The 17184-nt window shown below is 61.1% G+C and carries 13 protein-coding genes; 11 read left to right on the top strand and 2 right to left on the bottom strand.

Annotation, left to right across the window (positions count from 1 at the left end; genetic code table 11):
• Window positions 1–477 precede the first annotated feature (477 nt).
• The 5 genes from metG to HMPREF2919_RS03770 all read left to right on the top strand — a co-directional run bounded on the left by metG (window position 478) and on the right by HMPREF2919_RS03770 (window position 6726).
• A complete protein-coding gene (gene metG / locus HMPREF2919_RS03750) occupies window positions 478–2022 on the top strand; it encodes a methionine--tRNA ligase (RefSeq protein WP_049360417.1) in 1545 nt (514 codons plus the stop codon).
• Between the two features lie 322 nt (window positions 2023–2344).
• Entirely contained in the window at window positions 2345–3112 is a 768-nt protein-coding gene (locus HMPREF2919_RS03755) for an ABC transporter ATP-binding protein (RefSeq protein WP_005507396.1), read from the top strand.
• Window positions 3113–3115: 3 nt separating this feature from the next.
• On the top strand, window positions 3116–5869 hold the full coding sequence (locus HMPREF2919_RS03760; protein WP_070666284.1) for an ABC transporter permease: 2754 nt from the start codon (window positions 3116–3118) through the stop codon (window positions 5867–5869).
• A 183-nt stretch (window positions 5870–6052) separates the two neighbouring features.
• Window positions 6053–6370: a nucleotidyltransferase family protein gene (locus tag HMPREF2919_RS03765; protein ID WP_070666286.1), complete on the top strand. Its 318-nt coding sequence runs from the start codon at window positions 6053–6055 to the stop codon at window positions 6368–6370.
• A complete protein-coding gene (locus tag HMPREF2919_RS03770; RefSeq protein WP_044150319.1) occupies window positions 6367–6726 on the top strand; it encodes a HepT-like ribonuclease domain-containing protein in 360 nt (119 codons plus the stop codon). Before HMPREF2919_RS03765 ends, HMPREF2919_RS03770 begins: the two co-directional genes overlap by 4 nt.
• A 121-nt stretch (window positions 6727–6847) precedes the next feature.
• Here HMPREF2919_RS03770 and HMPREF2919_RS03775 read toward each other — a convergent pair whose 3' ends face one another.
• On the bottom strand, window positions 6848–7690 hold the full coding sequence (locus HMPREF2919_RS03775; RefSeq protein WP_070666289.1) for a response regulator: 843 nt from the start codon (window positions 7688–7690) through the stop codon (window positions 6848–6850).
• A 41-nt stretch (window positions 7691–7731) separates the two neighbouring features.
• Window positions 7732–9132, bottom strand: a complete 1401-nt coding sequence (locus HMPREF2919_RS03780; protein WP_210398962.1) for a sensor histidine kinase — start codon at window positions 9130–9132, stop codon at window positions 7732–7734.
• Between the two features lie 587 nt (window positions 9133–9719).
• Between HMPREF2919_RS03780 and HMPREF2919_RS03785 the strand changes: the two genes are divergently transcribed.
• The 6 genes from HMPREF2919_RS03785 to HMPREF2919_RS03810 all read left to right on the top strand — a co-directional run bounded on the left by HMPREF2919_RS03785 (window position 9720) and on the right by HMPREF2919_RS03810 (window position 16888).
• The gene (locus HMPREF2919_RS03785) at window positions 9720–11150 is read left to right on the top strand and encodes a transcriptional initiation protein Tat (RefSeq protein WP_070666292.1); all 1431 of its coding nucleotides are present in this window, start codon (window positions 9720–9722) and stop codon (window positions 11148–11150) included.
• A 266-nt stretch (window positions 11151–11416) separates the two neighbouring features.
• Entirely contained in the window at window positions 11417–12472 is a 1056-nt protein-coding gene (locus HMPREF2919_RS03790; protein WP_070666294.1) for a 3-isopropylmalate dehydrogenase, read from the top strand.
• 354 nt (window positions 12473–12826) lie between these two features.
• The gene (locus HMPREF2919_RS03795; RefSeq protein ID WP_070666297.1) at window positions 12827–13924 is read left to right on the top strand and encodes a branched-chain amino acid aminotransferase; all 1098 of its coding nucleotides are present in this window, start codon (window positions 12827–12829) and stop codon (window positions 13922–13924) included.
• A 182-nt stretch (window positions 13925–14106) separates the two neighbouring features.
• Window positions 14107–14859: a fumarylacetoacetate hydrolase family protein gene (locus HMPREF2919_RS03800; RefSeq protein ID WP_005507404.1), complete on the top strand. Its 753-nt coding sequence runs from the start codon at window positions 14107–14109 to the stop codon at window positions 14857–14859.
• A gap of 56 nt (window positions 14860–14915) precedes the next feature.
• Window positions 14916–16427, top strand: a complete 1512-nt coding sequence (gene gltX, locus HMPREF2919_RS03805) for a glutamate--tRNA ligase (protein WP_049362078.1) — start codon at window positions 14916–14918, stop codon at window positions 16425–16427.
• 2 nt (window positions 16428–16429) lie between these two features.
• A complete protein-coding gene (locus HMPREF2919_RS03810) occupies window positions 16430–16888 on the top strand; it encodes a hypothetical protein (protein WP_049342136.1) in 459 nt (152 codons plus the stop codon).
• Window positions 16889–17184 lie beyond the last annotated feature (296 nt).

The following is a 17184-nucleotide window of genomic DNA, read 5'->3' on the forward strand; positions in this document are numbered from 1 at the left end:
CGTCCTCGCTTCGCTTCGGACACCCTGATGTCGCGACGGGGAATATCTATACCTCTGCGCATCTGTGGTTCAGGGGTTCGCGGAATCTCGCCGGTTCGTTGGGTTGCGTGGTGGTTCAGTATGTGCGCCCCGTGCCTAGCGAACTGGGGCGGGGGAGGGCTGTCGCGGTTTAGTGTGTTGCTTGGTGGTTGGGTGTTTTGCGTGTGGGGCGGGGAGGCTGTCGCGGTTTAGCGTGTTGCATGGTGGCTGAATGTTTGGGCTGGTGCGCCGTGTTTTCCGGAAGCGCCCTCAGGGTGTCACACGGACGCTCTCCGCAGCGAAGCAAGGAGGGGCGGAGCGTCCGGGTGACGGGTGCCCCTGCGTAGGAGCGGAGGAAACATGCGGCGTAGCAGCCTCCACCCACACGCAATGAGCCACCGCGTATCAGAGTGTAACCCCGGTGAGAGCCTAGCCTAAGACTGCGGTAAACTGAAAGTTATGACTGCAACTCCGTTCTACATCACCACCGCCATCTCCTACCCCAATGGCAACCCGCACATCGGCCACGCCTACGAAACCATCGCAGCCGACGTGCTAGCCCGCTTCAAGCGCCTCGACGGCTTCGACGTGCGCTTCATGACCGGCACCGACGAGCACGGCCAGAAGATGCAGACCACCGCCGAAAAACTCGGTAAGACCGCTAAGGAACTCGCCGACGAGAACTCCGCACGCTTCAAAGCAATGAACGACGCGCTGAACATCAGCTACGATCGCTTCATCCGCACCACCGACCCCGACCACTATGTCGCATCCCAGGCCATCTGGAAGCGCATGGAAGAAAACGGCGACATCTACCTCGACAAGTACGCCGGCTGGTACTCCGTACGCGACGAAGCCTACTACGCAGAAGACGAAACCGAAGTCCGCGACGGCCAGCGCTACGCCATCACCACCGGCACCGAAGTCGAATGGACCGAAGAAGAATCCTACTTCTTCCGCCTCTCCAAGTACGGCGACAAGCTCCTCGAACTCTACGCCAACGAAGGCTACGTCTACCCCGAATCCCGCCGCAACGAACTGATCTCCTTCGTCAAGGGCGGCCTCAACGACCTGTCCATCTCCCGCACCACCTTCGACTGGGGCGTACCCGTACCCGGCAACGACAAGCACGTCATGTACGTGTGGGTCGACGCCCTCACCAACTACCTGACCGGCCTCGGCTACCCCGACACCAACAACGAGCTGTTCACCAAGTACTGGCCCGCCGACCTGCACCTCATCGGCAAGGACATCACCCGATTCCACTCCATCTACTGGCCCGCATTCCTGTGGTCCGCCGGAATTGAACTGCCCAAGCGGGTCTTCGGCCACGGCTTCCTGCTTGTCAACGGCGAGAAGATGTCCAAGTCCGTCGGTAACGTCGTTGACCCCGCAAACCTCGTCGACGCATTCGGCCTGGATGCCGTCCGCTTCTTCCTCATGCGTGAAGTGTCCTTCGGCCAGGACGGCTCCTACTCCGAAGAGTCCATCATCAACCGCATCAACTCCGACCTGGCAAACAACCTCGGCAACCTCGCCCAGCGTTCCCTGTCCATGGTCGCCAAGAACTGCGGCGGTGCCGTCCCCACCCACGGCGAATTCACCGAAGCTGACCGCAAGATCCTCGACGAGGCGGCAGCCCTCTACGAGCCCGTCCGTGCAGACTTCGACGAGCAGGCATTCCACCGCGCTTTGGAACGCATCTGGACCGTCCTCGCAGACACCAACGCCTACTTCGCAGAGCAGGAACCCTGGACCCTGCGCAAGAACGGCGAACTCGACCGCATGAACACCGTGCTGTACGTAACCCTCGAGGTCGTGCGCCAGGTTGCCCTGCTGCTGCAGCCCGTCATGCCCGACTCGACCGCCAAGCTGCTGACCCTGCTCGGCGTACCCGAAGGCGACGCACGCCAGTTCGCAGCCCTCGGCACTGCACTCGTGCCCGGCACCGAACTGCCCGCACCCGCACCGGTGTTCCCCCGCTACGAAGCACCCAAGGCATAACAGTTGCCTGAGCATCAGCGGACAGCGCCGTAACGGATAGTCTATGAAAGCTCCCGGCTTCCCCACCCAGATGGGGGAGGAGCCGGGGGCTTTTCGCATGTACGTAGGGGGGCGTGCAGGGTAGTAGCCTTGGTTGAGCGACCACTCATCCTTAAGGATGAGGTCCGCGCCCGCCCAGCCCGCCTCAGACGCTTCTCAGCCCGTGGGATTAGCGATAGCCCCTGCATCCGCAGGTCAAGACCCGGTGAACACCCGCCAAAATCAACCTGGAGGATGAGAAAAACCCTGTAGTCAGCGCCACGCTGCGTGAAATAATTGAACTATGACTACGACAACTCCTCACGCACAGACGGCACAGGTCGCCGTCTCCGCACGAAACCTTTCCAAAACCTACGGCATGGGTGAAGCAACCGTCCACGCCCTCAACAACGTCTCCGTCGACTTTGAGCAGGGCAAGTTCACCGCCATTATGGGTCCCTCCGGCTCGGGTAAGTCCACGCTGATGCAGACCATCGCAACCCTGGATACCCCCGACCCGAACCCGGCAACCTCGATTCGTATCGGCGGTACCGAGCTCTTCGGCCTGAAGGACAACGCCCTTACCGAATTCCGCCGCGAACACATCGGCTTCATCTTCCAGGCGTTCAACCTGGTGCCCACCCTCACCGCGGGCCAGAACATTGACCTGCCCCTGGGCCTTGCCGGTAAGAAGCCGGACCCGCAGTGGCGCGACTACCTGGTCAAGACCCTCGGCCTGGAAACCCGCCTCGACCACCGCCCCGAACAGCTCTCCGGCGGTCAGCAGCAGCGCGTCGCCATCGTGCGCGCCCTGCTCGCACGCCCCGAAGTGGTCTTCGCCGACGAACCGACCGGTAACCTCGACTCCAACTCCGGCGCCGAGGTGCTGCGCCTGCTACGTGCCGCCGCAACCGACCACGCACAGACCATCCTCATGGTCACCCACGACGCAAACGCCGCCTCCTACGCAGATCGCGTGGTCTTCATCAAGGACGGCATGGTCGCCGGCGAAATGATCGAACCCACCTACGACGCCGTCCTCGGCGCAATGGCACAGCTGGAAGGTCGATAAGCCGTGGCAACCACACTGAACACGGTGGCGCGCTCCAATCTGCGCGCCTCCAAAGGAAAATACGTCCTCACGGGCATAGGCATCGCGATCTCATCCTTCTTCATCGCCGCCATTATGATGCTCACCAACTCGTTGCAGGCGACCGTCAACTCCTCCGTAGGTGACGTGCTCTCCCGCGCCGAGGCGGTCGTCGCCTCCGCCGCTACAACCAGCGACGGTAAAGACAGCACCTCTATCTACCTGACTCGTGACCAGATTCAGAAAGTAGAAAAGAGCGACCTGCTCTCCGGCTACTGGGTACAGTACGCCGTCACGGGTTCGATCGGTACCGGCGACCAGAAAACCCCCGTGCAGTACAACCAGCTGCCCGCCGACTCGAGCCTCTTCCCGTACAAGGTACAGGGTAAAATCCCCAGTAGCGACCACGAAATCATGGTCTCTACCTACTTCGCGAAGAAGCACAACCTTTCGCTGAACGGCAAGGTCACCAGCACCGACGTTGTAGAATCCGTCAGCGCCCCCGGTACCGACAAGACCGCCGAATACACCGTCGTCGGTCTGTTCGACCCCGGTTTTGAAGGCTCCACCACCAACCAGGCTGTCTTCATGGGCGGCACCAGCCTCGGTGAAGCCACCCTGAAAGCAGCCGAGACAGAAAACAAGAGCTCCGCGGCAGGCTACCGGGGCATGGCTGGCGCGAACCTCATCTACCTCAAGTTCAAGGACGGCGTAACCGACGCCAAGCTCAAGAGCCTGCAGGACTCCCTCAGCAGCGGCGACACCAAGAACGACCCGCGCGTCATGACCGGTCAGAAGCTGCTGGAGGACTACCAGAAGACCATCTCCACGGTCTTCACCTCCATTAGCGTGGTCCTGGGTGCCTTCGCAGCGCTGGCTCTGCTGGTTTCCTCCTTCGTCATCTCCAACACCTTCGCGGTGCTGGTCGGCCAGCGCATCCGTGAGCTGGCTCTGCTGCGCACCCTCGGTGCCCGTGGCGGCTCCCTCGTACGGATGCTACTCATCGAATCCATTACCGTGGGCGTGGTGTTCTCCCTCATCGGTGCGCTGCTGACCTACCCGGTTGGCGCGCTAGTTGGTGCGAACCTGACCACCATCATGATTTCGTACTCGATCACCCCGGTGATTATCAGTACCCTGATCTGCACCCTCGTGACGGTTTTGGCGGCGCTCTCTCCGGCGCGTACCGCCCTGCGCATCTCGCCCATTAGCGCGATGAGCGAGCACACCAACCTTGAGGTGCGCAAGCCCGGCAAGGTCGGCCCGATCCTGGGCCTGGTCTTCGGTGCCGCAGGTATCGGCCTGGCTATGCTGGCTCAGAACCAGGGTTCCGGTGAGGGTGCCGGCAATAAGGCCATTGCCCTCATGATGGGGGCCGCGCTGCTGCTCGGTATTGCGGTCTTTCTCCTTACCCCGCTGGTGCTGCCGCCGCTGGTACGCGCCCTCGGTAAGGTCACCCGCACCCAGACCGGCAAGCTGGCGCTCGCCAACGCGCTGCGTTCGCCCAAGCGCACCGTCTCCACCGGCCGCGCTGTGCTGGTGGGTACCCTGGTCGTGTCGACTGTGCTGACCGGATACTCGGTGCTGAGCGCCTCGCTGACCAAGGCACTGGATCAGCAGTACCCGATTTCTGCGCAGGCGAAGTACAGCTCGTATGACCAGTCCGAGGCAGCCTCCACCGTGACCAAGGCGGAGGAAATCGCCTCCAAGGTCAAGGGTATTAAGAACGTTCAGGCATCCGCTGTTGGTTACGCAGCCGGCGTGGTTGACTACACCGTCGAGTACGAGGGCCAGACCGCCAACCAGAATTCCGACCTGGTGGCATTGAGCTCCTCCGATTTGAAGGCAATCCTGCCGGGCGAAAACTCGAACCTTGCCGACGACACCGTGCTCGTACCGCAGGGCCTCTGGAAGTCCGCTGGATTGAATGAGTCCAGCCGTCTGAAGGCACACGGTCCGCTCGGCGAAGTGGAACTCAAGCCCATCAAGTCTGCAACCAAGCAGAACCTGCTGATTGTCAACCCTGCCACCGCCGCCAAGCTGCAGGACGCCAAGAACCCGCAGAAGGTTGCCAACCCCGCCGCTGAGGAAGCTCAGAAGCGCATGGAAGAAGCAATCGCCAGCGGTGACAAAGAAGCTCAGACGAAGGCCGCTCACCTGACCGTCACCAGCCAGGCAACCGGTAACGACACCGTCGTTCTGGTGCGCGCCGCCTCCCCGCTGACCAGTAGCGAGAACGCGACCCTGCAGGCTGACCTGAACCGAGCCAGCCCGGACAGCTCCTTCACCGGTGGTCTGCAGGAACGTCAGACCTACGACCAGCTGCTGACCGTTATGCTGACCTTCACTCTGGTGATGCTCATGCTCGCAGTGGTCATCTCGATTATTGGTGTGGCGAACACGATGACCCTGTCGGTCAACGAACGCCGCCGCGAGAACGCGATGCTCCGCTCGCTGGGCCTGTCCCGCAAGCAGCTGCGCCGCATGATTTCCATTGAGGCGATTCTGATTACGCTCGCCGCAGTGGTGCTCGGTATGGTTTCCGGTGGTGTGATTGGTAGCCTCTCTGCGCAGATTATTATGTCTTCCATGAGTGCTTCCGCCCCGCTGGTGCTTGATCTGCCGTACGTCTGGTACGTGGTCATCCTCGCGGTGGGTGTGCTCGCCGCGATGCTCGCTTCGGCTCTGCCGGCGGCTCGTTCGGCTCGCATGTCCCCGGTTGAGGGCATGCGCGGCTAACCCGCTGTACCTGGCATAGTCACAGTACCCGGCAAACCCGGATACTCGGCGTGAGATAGTAAAGCCCTGGAGGGTGCCTCGACAAGGAGGCGCCCGCCGGGGCTTTGCCGTACACAGGGCGGATTCATAGAGTAGGTTCTAAGCGGCTGACCTGTAGCCTGGCTTTGCGCGTATGATGGGTGTATGAGCACTAGCCACCCCAATCTGCGTCGCGGGTACACGCTACCCCACGAAGCGGAGGTTCTTCAGATCCTCCGTGACGCTGGTGTGCGCCGTGCCCGACTCTTCGGCAGCGCCGCCCGCGGTAAGCTGACCGAAACCAGCGACCTGGATTTTTTGGTGCAGATGCCGGGGGCAGCCCCTTTTGACGAGTTCATGCAGATGGTGGATGCTCAGCACCGCATTGAACAGCTGACCGGCCGTAGCGTTGATATGGTCACTCGGTTGCGCCCCCGCATCTATGCGGAGGCAGAACCGGACATGGTGGAGCTGCCGCTATGAAAAGCTCGCTGGACGACTTCTCCCTGATTCTTGAATCGGCTCAGCGTATCTATTCTTTTACGCCGGCGCGATACGAAGACCTGATAGACGATTCAAATGCAGTTGTTCAGGACGCGCTCTGTATGCGCTTTCAGGTCATTGGCGAAACCCTCAATAGAATTCGTTCAAAATACCCAGAAGATTATGAACGGTATGAACGGGCTGAATGGCAGTACCTCATTGCTATTCGTAACGTTATTTCTCATAGCTATGTGAGCGTTGATTTTGCTGTCCTATGGGACGTCGCCCGGAATAAGTTGCCTGAGCTGATGAGCGACTTTGAGCGAATCATCGACCAGATACAAGAAACCACTTAACTAAAGAGCCCCGGAGGGTGCCTCGAAAAGGAGGCGCCCGCCGGGGCTTCACTGCATCCTCTATGCTGTTGTGCCCTTTATAAGTTGTGCCCTTATGTAGGGGAGCAAACGCAGGGGAGCGCTAGTGGGCGATACCCGCCTCATACGCCATAATGACCGCCTGCACACGATCACGCGCACCCAACTTCGCCAACACATGCGACACGTGCGTCTTCACCGTCGCCTCCGAAAGCACCAACTCCCGCGTAATCTCCGCATTCGACAAGCCACGCGCAATCAAACCCAGAACCTCAAACTCACGCGGCGACAACTGCTCAATCAACTCACGATGCGGATAATCCTGCACAGGCTCAAAGCTTGCATGCTCAGCCGGAATGAAGGTCGCCTTAGGAAGCTCCGAACCAGCGGCCGGGGGAGCAACAGGAACAGGCGCGGCAGGAACACCTGCAGGGGAGTCCAGCACCGGAATCATGTGTTCCAACAGACGGCGAGTAGCCGACGGCGCAATCACCGCATCGCCGCGGTGCACCGTACGAATCGCCTCCAGCAGCTGCTCCGGCGGGGTGTCCTTCAACAAGAAACCGCTCGCACCCGCACGCACCGCCGAATACACGTACTCATCAATATCGAAGGTCGTGAGCATAATAATGCGCACCCGCTCATCCTCGGAAACTTCACGCTCGCCGTCACGCTCCAGAATACGGCGCGCCGCCTCCAGGCCGTCGCAGTGCGGCATGCGCACATCCATGAGGATGACCTGCGGCGCCTGCCCCTCAGACACCATACGGTCAAAAACGTCAATCGCCGCCAGGCCGTCATCAGCTTCCATGACGACCTGCAGGTCCGGCTGGGAGTTGACGAGCATGCTCAAGCCGCCGCGCACTAGGCGCTGGTCGTCAACGAGCATCACGCGGATCGGCTGGGTAGTCTGTGGTGCAGAAGTCTGTGGTGCAGAAGAGTACATAGTTTCAATCCTAGATCACGAGGTAGTAGAGGGCACGGGTATTAGAGGTCGCGGTAGGGCAGCGCCGCCTCAACGAGCCAGCCGCCGTCAGGCTGCAGACCGTAGGTGAGGGTGCCGTGGTAGAGGGCGATGCGCTCGCTCATGCCGCGCAGACCGTTGCCGCTACCGGGCACAGGGCGGGCAATGTGCTGAGCCACGGCAGAGGAAACCGGGTCGTTCTGAACCCGCAACTGCAGACCGTCCTCACCCCAGTGAATGGTGACGGTGGTTGCCGCGCCGGGGGAGTGCTTGAGTGCGTTGGTGAGCGCCTCCTGCACGGTGCGGTACGCCGCCAGCTCGGCACCCTGCGGCAGGGTGCGCGCCATGGTGCCGGTGATTCCGGTGAAGGTGACGGGTAGCCCGGCGCGGCGGCTCTGCTCCACGAGTGCGGGTACATCGCTGAGGGCGGGCACGGGTGCGTAGGTGGTTGCCTCGTCTGTGCGCAGTAGCCCGAGTAGGGAACGCATCTGGGTGAGGGAGTCGCGTGCCGTGTCTGCGATGAGCTCGAGGGTCTGCTCGGCAATATCCGGTTCGCTCTGCTGAGCCTGACCCGGTTGCTCTGCCTGCTGGGCGCGTGCGGTGCGGGCGCTCGCGGCGGCGTAGCGTGCCCCGTCCGCTTGGGAAATAATGCTGGAGAGCGAGTGCGCCACGATATCGTGCATTTCGCGGGCGATGCGGGTGCGTTCGTCCTGCGCGGCGAGGCGGCGTTCCTGTTCCTGCTCGTATTCGAGGCGGCGGGCGCGTTCTTTGAATTCTTCGCTGCGCAGTTCGCGCATGCGGCGGGAGTCGCCGAGGAACCAGAAGACGGTGAAGATGGATCCGCAGAGCACGCCGAGCATCATGGAGATGAAGATGCGGGCGGGTATGTCGTCCCAGTGGTAGAGGAGCGAGAGCGAGGCCTGCACGGTGACGGCGAGTGCGCCGACCCAGCCGAGAATGAGGCCGCGGAATCGGGCGCGGCGGGTCCAGTGCCTGCCGATATGGTAGGCGGCGAGGCTGACGGGCGGGTAGCAGGTGATGGCGAGTGAGCCGGGGAAGGGCACGACGAGGGTGAGGCAGAGCGCCGCGATGACCACGTAGATGCTGCCGTAGGGGAAGCGGTAGCGGAAGTAGAGTGCGGTGGTGCTGCAGAGCGCGGAGATGACCGGGATCCAGCCGTAGCCGTTGATGAAGGCGGCGGAGAGCACGCAGCAGAAGAATTGCATGTGCGCGACGACGAGGACGTTCATCCAGCCGCGTTTGTCTCTGAGGTAGGTTTGTACGCGGCTGGAGGCGGTGATGGCGTCGGCGGGCAGGTCGCTGCTTTCCGAGATACCGCGGGTATGCGTTACGGCGTAGCCTGATTCGGCTGTCTCAGTGCTGTTCTGTGGGTTCTTCTGGGGTTGGGTGCGCTTGAGGGGCATGCTTCCAGTGTATCGGGGCGTTTGGGAGGGGCCGGAAACCCCTTTTCTGCTCTCACATGCAGGAACATTCTGTGGTTTTGTGTGTGGGGTTGTGTGCTTGTGTGTGTGCGACACGCTAAAAACACCTATTTTTAGTGACCTTAATTACTTTTTTGAAAAATATTTCTTCAATCATTACTTGAGGGTTTGGGGTTGTATGGGGTTCGAATTCGGGTTTAAGAGACCTGAAACTCCCTTAAGTAACCTATTTTGGTTGCAAAACCTTCAATCAAAGCGGAGAGTTTAAGGGAAACCCCCTCATCAAACCATTTTTGGAACCATTGCGGTACAGGTCCTTGATGGGTATAGTTTTGGCTGTACCCGAAATCTGCGCCCGAGGTCTAAGAACCTCGCAGAACTAAACACCAAGAGTTCTGGAGCGCGACTCCCTGTGTAGGGGAGCGGGTACAGCATTATGTCGTTATCACCAGAGGTTAGGCTCAAGCCGACTCACTCACTCGACTTGTTTCAAGTGATGTTTTCTGCCGCGCACGACGGCGGGTGATAACTTTTATTCCTCAAAATGACATCACTCTCGAAGGACATACATGTCTACTAACATTTCTCGCCGCAAGGTTGTTGCTGGCGCAGCATGGGCTGCTCCGGTTGTTGCAGCATCTGCTGCAGTTCCCGCTTTCGCATCTTCCACTGAGTGCGAGTACTCGTCTGCTCCCAAGTTCAACATTTCCGGTCAGCCCTCCGGCGCTAAGGACACCGTCAAGTTCACCGTTCCGGCGAATGTCGACAAGCTTCGCTTCGAGGTTGCTGGTGGTGCAGGTGGCGGTTCCGCTCAGGTTGCTGGCGGTTCTGGTGCTCTCGTGACCGGTGAAATCCCCGTCAAGGCAGGCCAGGTCATCGAGCTGGTCGCAGCTGCCGGTGGTGTAGCTTACCTGGCGTCCGAGCCCGGTGTTGACAGTGCGGCTATTTGGCAGACCCGCCCCGCAACCGGTGGTAAGGGCTACGGTAACGGTGGTGACGTCAACGAACAGCCCGTTCCCGCCGACGCTAAGGCTCGTGTTGAAGCTATCGCGCCCATGCCTTCCGATATGAAGCGTTACCTCTACGGTGGTTCCGGCGGTGGCTCCTCCGCTCTGGTTATTGATGGCACCCCGATTGCTGTTGCAGGTGGCGGTGGCGGTGCGGGTATCCGTACCCAGCCCGGTACCAACAACATGCCCGCAAATAGCCCGTTCTACAACCCCAAGGCTGTCAACGCTTCCACCACCTCTCTGGGTGACACCGCGGTTAAGTCCGTTCTGCCTGCTGGTGCAGACGCATCCGCAGCAGCTGGTGGCGACGCTGAGACCTCCGTCTCCCACTACACCGTTCTGAAGCCCAACGCTAGTGACCGCACCGCTATGAAGGTTGCTGGTGGTAAGGGCGGTAACGGCGGTGTCGGTGGTGCAGGTGGCGAGCAGCCCCTGCTGTACAACGACAAGGCTAACGTCTACGGCGTTCTGGGCTTCACCAGCCAGAACAAGCAGGAGCTCTTCAGCTCCTCCACCGCTGGTGACAAGGGTGGCTCCGGCTTCGACGGTAAGGGTGCAGACGGCGTCTTCGCATACTCCTACCAGATTGACAACAACGATATCTCCAAGCTGGAAATCGTTCACCAGACCAACCCCCTTAACCTCAACGAAAAGCGCCCCTACAGCGAAAACGACACCCGCAAGTCCTTCAACGGCTACCAGACCGTTGTCTCCGCAGGCGGTGGCGCAGGTTACGGTGGCGGTGGCTCCGGTGCTGCTCGCGGTCTCTCCGCTATCATTACCTCCCAGAAGTGGAACGCTAACGAAGAGCCCACTCGTTACCGCCAGAACGTTAGCGCGCTGCTGCAGGCAGGCGCAGGTGGCGCAGGTGGCTCCTACGTTGCCCCCTCCGTTCCGAACGGTATCATTGCATCCGCTAACAACGCTGCAAAGCAGTCCGGTGTCCGTAACCCCGGTTACGTGAAGGTCACCCTCTGCGAGCGCTCCTAATAGCGTCTAAGTTCTTACCCTGTGAGAACTCGTAGATAAACAATATTCCCCGGCTGAATTATCAGCCGGGGAATATTGTTTTAACCGGCAGCGGCTGCAACCCCAGAATGCAGAACCTTAGAATCCAGGGTGGCACCGTGTCGAACTAGAAGGGTAGGGGAGTAGTGGGGTAGGAGCTGCGGCTACTCAGACGCCGTCTAGCCCAGACTCTGAGAACCCGCCCGCACACTCTACCGCCCACCCGCGGCGCGTATTACGGTAGAGGCATGACTGAAGCACGTAGCATCGACCTCGCCGTCATCCCCGGCGACGGCATCGGCCCCGAAATCATTACCGAAGCCCAGCGCATCCTCACCCGCGCCTGCGAGCTCGAAAACATCACCGTAACCCCCACCCACTACAAGCTCGGCGCCGAGCACTGGCTGGAAACCGGTGAAACCCTGCCCGAGTCCACCATGGACGCCCTCAAGCAGCACGACGCGATCCTCTTCGGCGCCATCGGTGCAGACCCGCGTAGCGGTCAGATTCCCTCCGGCCTCATCGAACGCGAAATGCTCCTCAAGCTGCGCTTCGCCTTCGACCACTACATCAACCTGCGCCCCTCCCGCCTGTACCCCGGCGCAGTCTCCCCGCTCGCCAACCCCGGCAACATCGACTTCGTGGTTGTGCGTGAAGGTACCGAAGGCCCCTACATTGGCAACGGTGGCGTGATTCGCCAGGGCACCCCGCACGAGATCGCCACCGAGGTATCCCTCAACACCGCCCACGGCGTGGAGCGCCTGGTCCGCTACGCTTTCGAGCTTGCCGCAACCCGCCGCAAGAAGGTCACCCTCGTGCACAAGACCAACGTGCTCACCCACGCAGGTCGCCTCTACAACCGCTACTTCAGCGAAATCGCGAAGGAATTCCCCGAGGTCGAGACCGACTACCTGCACATTGACGCGACCACCATCTTCATGGTCACCGACCCCGCACGCTTCGACGTGATCGTCACCGACAACCTCTTCGGCGACATCATCACCGACCTCGCAGGTGCAGTCACCGGCGGTATCGGCTACGCCGCAAGCGGCAACATCAACGCCGTCGGTGAGTTCCCCTCCATGTTCGAGCCCGTTCACGGCTCCGCACCGGACATTGCCCGCCAGAACAAGGCAAACCCCACCGCCGCAATCCTCGCCGGCGCCATGTTGCTTCGTCACCTCGGCCACGACGCTGCCGCAGCCCGTATTGAGGACGCCGTCGAAGCAGATATGCGCGAAAACGGCGCCACCGTGCGCGGAACCGATCAGGTCGGCGCGGACGTGCTCGCACGCCTCGGTTAATACTTGCCCGGCTAAAACTGGCTCGGCTAAAACGTAAACTACGCTAGTGAAGCCCGGAAGGAACGCACCTTCCGGGCTTCACCTGTTCACATCCTGAATGGGAGAAAAGGTGCGCATGCGGCAAACGCATCTTTCCGGTACTCTAAACAGGTCAGGCACACCCGCCCGGCACCCTCGGCGGTGGACACCCTCCACCACTCGCTTGATGCATCCAACTAGCACAGACCGCTAGATGCACCATCTGCCCCGCACGACAACGCGCCCGGCGGCACACACCGGCTCTACGCCCCGACGCAAGAACCGCGAATCAAAGAACGCCTGCAAAAGCAACTAGACAAAGAGGAACGCAGAACGATGGCAACCGAATTCAGCCACGAAGCAAACCAGTCACCCGCCACCGCCGAACGCCGCGCCGAAATCCTTGCAAACCCCGGCTTCGGTGACTACTTCACCGACCACATGGTCACCATCGACTGGGAAGGCGACTACAAGACCGGTGGCACCTGGTACGACGCACGAGTTCGCCCCTACGGCCCGCTCGTCCTCGACCCCGCAGCATCCGTGTTCCACTACGGCCAGGAAATCTTCGAGGGCATCAAGGGCTACCGTCACGCTGACGGTTCCGTGTGGACCTTCCGCCCCGAAAAGAACGCCGCCCGCTTCGCGAACTCCGCGCACCGTCTCTCCCTGCCCGAGCTGCCCGCCGAGACCTTCATTGAGTCCCTGCGCCAGTTGATTAAGGCGGACGAGGCGTGGGTTCCCACCGGTGACGGTGAGGCCTTCTACTTCCGCCCCTTCATGATTGCTACCGAGGCGTTCCTCGGCGTTCGCCCCGCACGCCACGTGCAGTACCACGTGATCGGCTCGCCCGCAGGTAACTACTTCGGCACTCCCGAGCCCGTGGACATTTGGCTCTCCACCACCTACGCCCGTGCAGGCGAAGGCGGCACCGGTGCGGCAAAGTGCGGCGGTAACTACGCAGCATCCATGATCGCCCAGACCGAAGGTGAAAAGCACGGCTGCAAGCAGGTCATCTTCAAGGATCCGCACCGCGGCGACGCCATCGAAGAGCTCGGCGGCATGAACGTGTTCTTCATCTTCGGCAAGGAAAACAAGATCGTCACCCCCGAGCTGACCGGCACCATTCTGGAGGGTGTGACCCGCTCCTCGCTGATTCAGCTGGCTAAGGACCGCGGCATGACCGTCGAAGAGCGCGTTATCACCCTCAACGAGTGGCGTGAAGGCGTAGCAAACGGCGACATCACCGAAATCTTCGCCTGCGGCACCGCAGCAGTGGTCGCACCCATCGGCAAGCTCAAGGCAGAAGACTTCGAAATCCCGGCACCCACCGAGCACTTCGGCGAAATTTCCAAGAGCCTGCGCGAAGAGCTCGTCGGCATTCAGCTGGGCACCGTTGAGGACCGCCACGGCTGGATGACCCGCCTCATCTAAAACGTGAATCTAACGTAACCAGCGAAATCCCCGCAGGATGCGCCCGCACCCGGAACGCGCACCCGCGGGGATTCGCTGTGCCCGGTAAATGCTGTGGGGGAGGGGAGGCGCACCCCGTCGAACCCGACCCCGCTAAAGCCCGCCCGCCGCCCCCGCCCTCGAAGGCTGGTACCCTAGAAAGTATGCGTATTGCACGATTTACCGTAAATAATGAGCTCCACTTCGGGCTGGTAGAAGGCGACGCAGGCGAAGAAACCCTGCGCGTACTCGCCGGCGACCCCTTCTACTCGGGCATCGAACCGACCGGCACCACCTACCCCATCGACCAGGTGCGACTGCTCGCCCCGATCATCCCCCGCTCCAAGGTGATTGGAGCGATCGCAAACTGGGCAGGAACCGAGGCACCCGCCTCCCCGCAGTTCTTCCTCAAGCCCAACACCACCGTAATTGGCCCCGGCGACCCCGTGACCCTGCCCGAGTACTCCGAAGCCGTCAGCGCAGAAGGTGAACTCGCCGTCATTATCGGTCGTATCGCCAAGTCCGTGCCTCTTGAGCGCGTGCACGAGGTCATCTTCGGCTACACCGTGGCAAACGACCTCACCGCCCGCGACCTGCTCGAAGACCGCCAGTGGACCCGCGCCAAGGGCTTCGACGGCTCCACCCCGCTCGGCCCGTGGATTGAAACCGACCTGGACACCGACTCGCTGAACATCACCACCTGGGTCGACGGCGACGTCGTGCAGGAAGGCAACACCTCCGAAATGCACTACTCCGTAGCCGAGCAGGTTGCCGCAGCCTCCGAAATCTTCACCCTGCTGCCCGGCGACGTACTGCTCACCGGCACCCCCGCCGGCATCAGCGTACTGCGCGACGGCAACGAAGTAGAGGTCGAAGTCGAAGGTATCGGCTCCCTCGTCACCCGTGTGCGCGACTAAACAGCCCGCACCCAAAACGTAACGTACATCCTGAAACACACCGTCAAGGAGACATCATGACCGAATACCACGGTCCCGTACTCAACAGCCCCGCAGACACCCGCGTCCGCTTCTGCCCCTCGCCCACCGGCACCCCGCACGTGGGTATGGTCCGCACCGCCCTCTTCAACTGGGCATACGCACGCCACACCGGCGGCAAGCTGATCTTCCGCATCGAAGACACCGACGCAGCACGCGACTCCGAAGAGTCGTTCAACCAGGTGCTCGAATCCCTGCACTGGCTCGGCATCAACTGGGACGAAGGCGTCGGCGTCGGCGGCCCCCACGAGCCCTACCGCCAGTCCGAGCGTAAGACCGCAGGCATCTACAACGAGATCTTCGAAAAGCTCGTTGAAGGCGGCTACGTGTACGAAGACTTCTCCACCCCCGACGAGGTGAAGGAACGCCGCAAGGCAGCCGGTCAGGACCCGCAGCTCGGCTACGACAACTACGACCGCAACCTCACCGAAGAGCAGAAGGAAGCCTACCGCGCAGAAGGCCGCAAGCCCGTGTGGCGTCTACGCATGCCCGACGAGGACATTACCTTCAACGACCTGGTTCGCGGTGAAATCACCTTCAAGGCCGGTACCGTGCCCGACTACGTGGTCGTGCGCTCCAACGGCGATCCGCTGTACCCCTTCGTGAACCCCGTTGACGACGCACTCATGGGCGTCACCCACGTGCTGCGCGGTGAGGACCTGCTCTCCTCCACCCCGCGTCAGATCGCGCTCTACCGCGCACTCATCGACACCGGCGTGACCAGCTTCATCCCCGAATTCGGTCACCTGCCCTACGTCATGGGCCAGGGCAACAAGAAGCTCTCCAAGCGCGACCCCGAATCGAACCTCTTCCTGCTGCGCGACTCCGGCTTCATCAAGGAAGGCCTGCTGAACTACCTGTCCCTGCTGGGCTGGTCCCTCTCCGCAGACCAGGACGTCTTCAGCATCGACGAGCTCGTCGAGCACTTCGACGTACACGACGTAGTCGCAAACCCCGCACGCTTCGACGTGAAGAAGGCAGAGTCCATCAACGGCGACCACATCCGTGCGCTCGACCCCAAGGACTTCCGCGACCGCCTCATCCCGTACCTGCAGGCCGCAGGCGTACTCGGCGAAACCCTCACCGAGCGTGAAGAGCAGGTCCTCACCGAGGCTGCACCCCTCGTCCAGGAGCGCATGCAGCTGCTCGGCGAAGCACCCGGCCTGCTCGCATTCCTCTTCAAGGCTGACGAAGAAATCAGCACCGCAGACGACGCACGCAAGCAGCTCAAGGAATCCGCACCGCAGGTCCTCGCCGCCGCAATCGAAGCTCTGGAGCCCCTCGAGGACTTCACCGCAGCCAACATTGAGGCAGCCCTGCGCGCCGCAATCGTCGACGGCCTGGAAATCAAGCCGCGCCTCGCATTCGGCCCCGTGCGTATCGCAGTGTCCGGTGAGCGTATCTCCCCGCCGCTGTTCGAATCCATGGAAATCCTGGGTAAGGAATCCTCCCTCGCACGCCTGCGCAAGCTTGCCGCTGAACTGAGCTAACCATGAGTCGGTCGAATAACCAATCCATCATCGGCAAGGCGCTGCTCAAGGGCACCCTCATGGCGCTCACCAACGCCTGCATTATCTGGCTGATTCTGTACATCGCCAACATGGACAAGTCCGTCTTGATGGTGGTCGCTGTTGTCGTTGCGGCAGCCTTCGGATACGTGACTGCCTACTTCGAGGCGCGCGCCGCCCTGAACGCTCAAGAAGCTCAGGCACGGCACGCCCGCGGCGGCGACGTCAGCAGTTCGTCTGACGGCGTAGACACCTCGGACTCTTCGCGTGAAGAGGACGACGAAGACGACTTCGTGGACCCGGGCCCCGACCCGGACGCGGGCGACTTCGACGCCGGAAGCTCCAGCAGCTCCAGCAGTTCGGATTACAGCAGCTACAGCAGCTCCGACTACTCTGGCGGCGGCGATTCCGGTGGAGGCGACTCTGGCGGTAGCAGCGACTAAGCTCTAGAGAATCCCCTTATCCAGCGGGAATCTGACGACCGAAAGGTCTGAAGGAAACCCGGCGGATAAGGGGATTTTTCATAAATTTGAGAATATTTTTTGTGATGGGTATTTCCTGTAAAACTACTAGTCGGTATCTTTTGCGGAGGTGAATCTGGCTCCATTTGAGGGAGTGTAGCAAGAATTTGGTTTGCGCACCCCGGTAAAGGCTCGTATAGTAGTACCTGTTGTTGCGACGAACTGAAAAGTTCAAAGCGAAAACATGCGGTTGTAGCTCAGTTGGTAGAGCACCACCT

Origin of the sequence: Rothia sp. HMSC068E02, assembly GCF_001813565.1 — a bacterium.
Taxonomy (GTDB): domain Bacteria; phylum Actinomycetota; class Actinomycetes; order Actinomycetales; family Micrococcaceae; genus Rothia.

What these genes read in the sequence shown, in the direction of transcription:
- metG (WP_049360417.1), top strand. Translation starts at nt 478, where the DNA reads ATGACTGCAACTCCGTTCTACATCACCACCGCCATCTCCTACCCCAAT.
- HMPREF2919_RS03755 (WP_005507396.1), top strand. Translation starts at nt 2,345, where the DNA reads ATGACTACGACAACTCCTCACGCACAGACGGCACAGGTCGCCGTCTCC.
- HMPREF2919_RS03765 (WP_070666286.1), top strand. Translation starts at nt 6,053, where the DNA reads ATGAGCACTAGCCACCCCAATCTGCGTCGCGGGTACACGCTACCCCAC.
- HMPREF2919_RS03770 (WP_044150319.1), top strand. Translation starts at nt 6,367, where the DNA reads ATGAAAAGCTCGCTGGACGACTTCTCCCTGATTCTTGAATCGGCTCAG.
- HMPREF2919_RS03775 (WP_070666289.1), bottom strand. Translation starts at nt 7,690, where the DNA reads ATGTACTCTTCTGCACCACAGACTTCTGCACCACAGACTACCCAGCCG.
- HMPREF2919_RS03780 (WP_210398962.1), bottom strand. Translation starts at nt 9,132, where the DNA reads ATGCCCCTCAAGCGCACCCAACCCCAGAAGAACCCACAGAACAGCACT.
- HMPREF2919_RS03785 (WP_070666292.1), top strand. Translation starts at nt 9,720, where the DNA reads ATGTCTACTAACATTTCTCGCCGCAAGGTTGTTGCTGGCGCAGCATGG.
- HMPREF2919_RS03790 (WP_070666294.1), top strand. Translation starts at nt 11,417, where the DNA reads ATGACTGAAGCACGTAGCATCGACCTCGCCGTCATCCCCGGCGACGGC.
- HMPREF2919_RS03795 (WP_070666297.1), top strand. Translation starts at nt 12,827, where the DNA reads ATGGCAACCGAATTCAGCCACGAAGCAAACCAGTCACCCGCCACCGCC.
- HMPREF2919_RS03800 (WP_005507404.1), top strand. Translation starts at nt 14,107, where the DNA reads ATGCGTATTGCACGATTTACCGTAAATAATGAGCTCCACTTCGGGCTG.
- gltX (WP_049362078.1), top strand. Translation starts at nt 14,916, where the DNA reads ATGACCGAATACCACGGTCCCGTACTCAACAGCCCCGCAGACACCCGC.
- HMPREF2919_RS03810 (WP_049342136.1), top strand. Translation starts at nt 16,430, where the DNA reads ATGAGTCGGTCGAATAACCAATCCATCATCGGCAAGGCGCTGCTCAAG.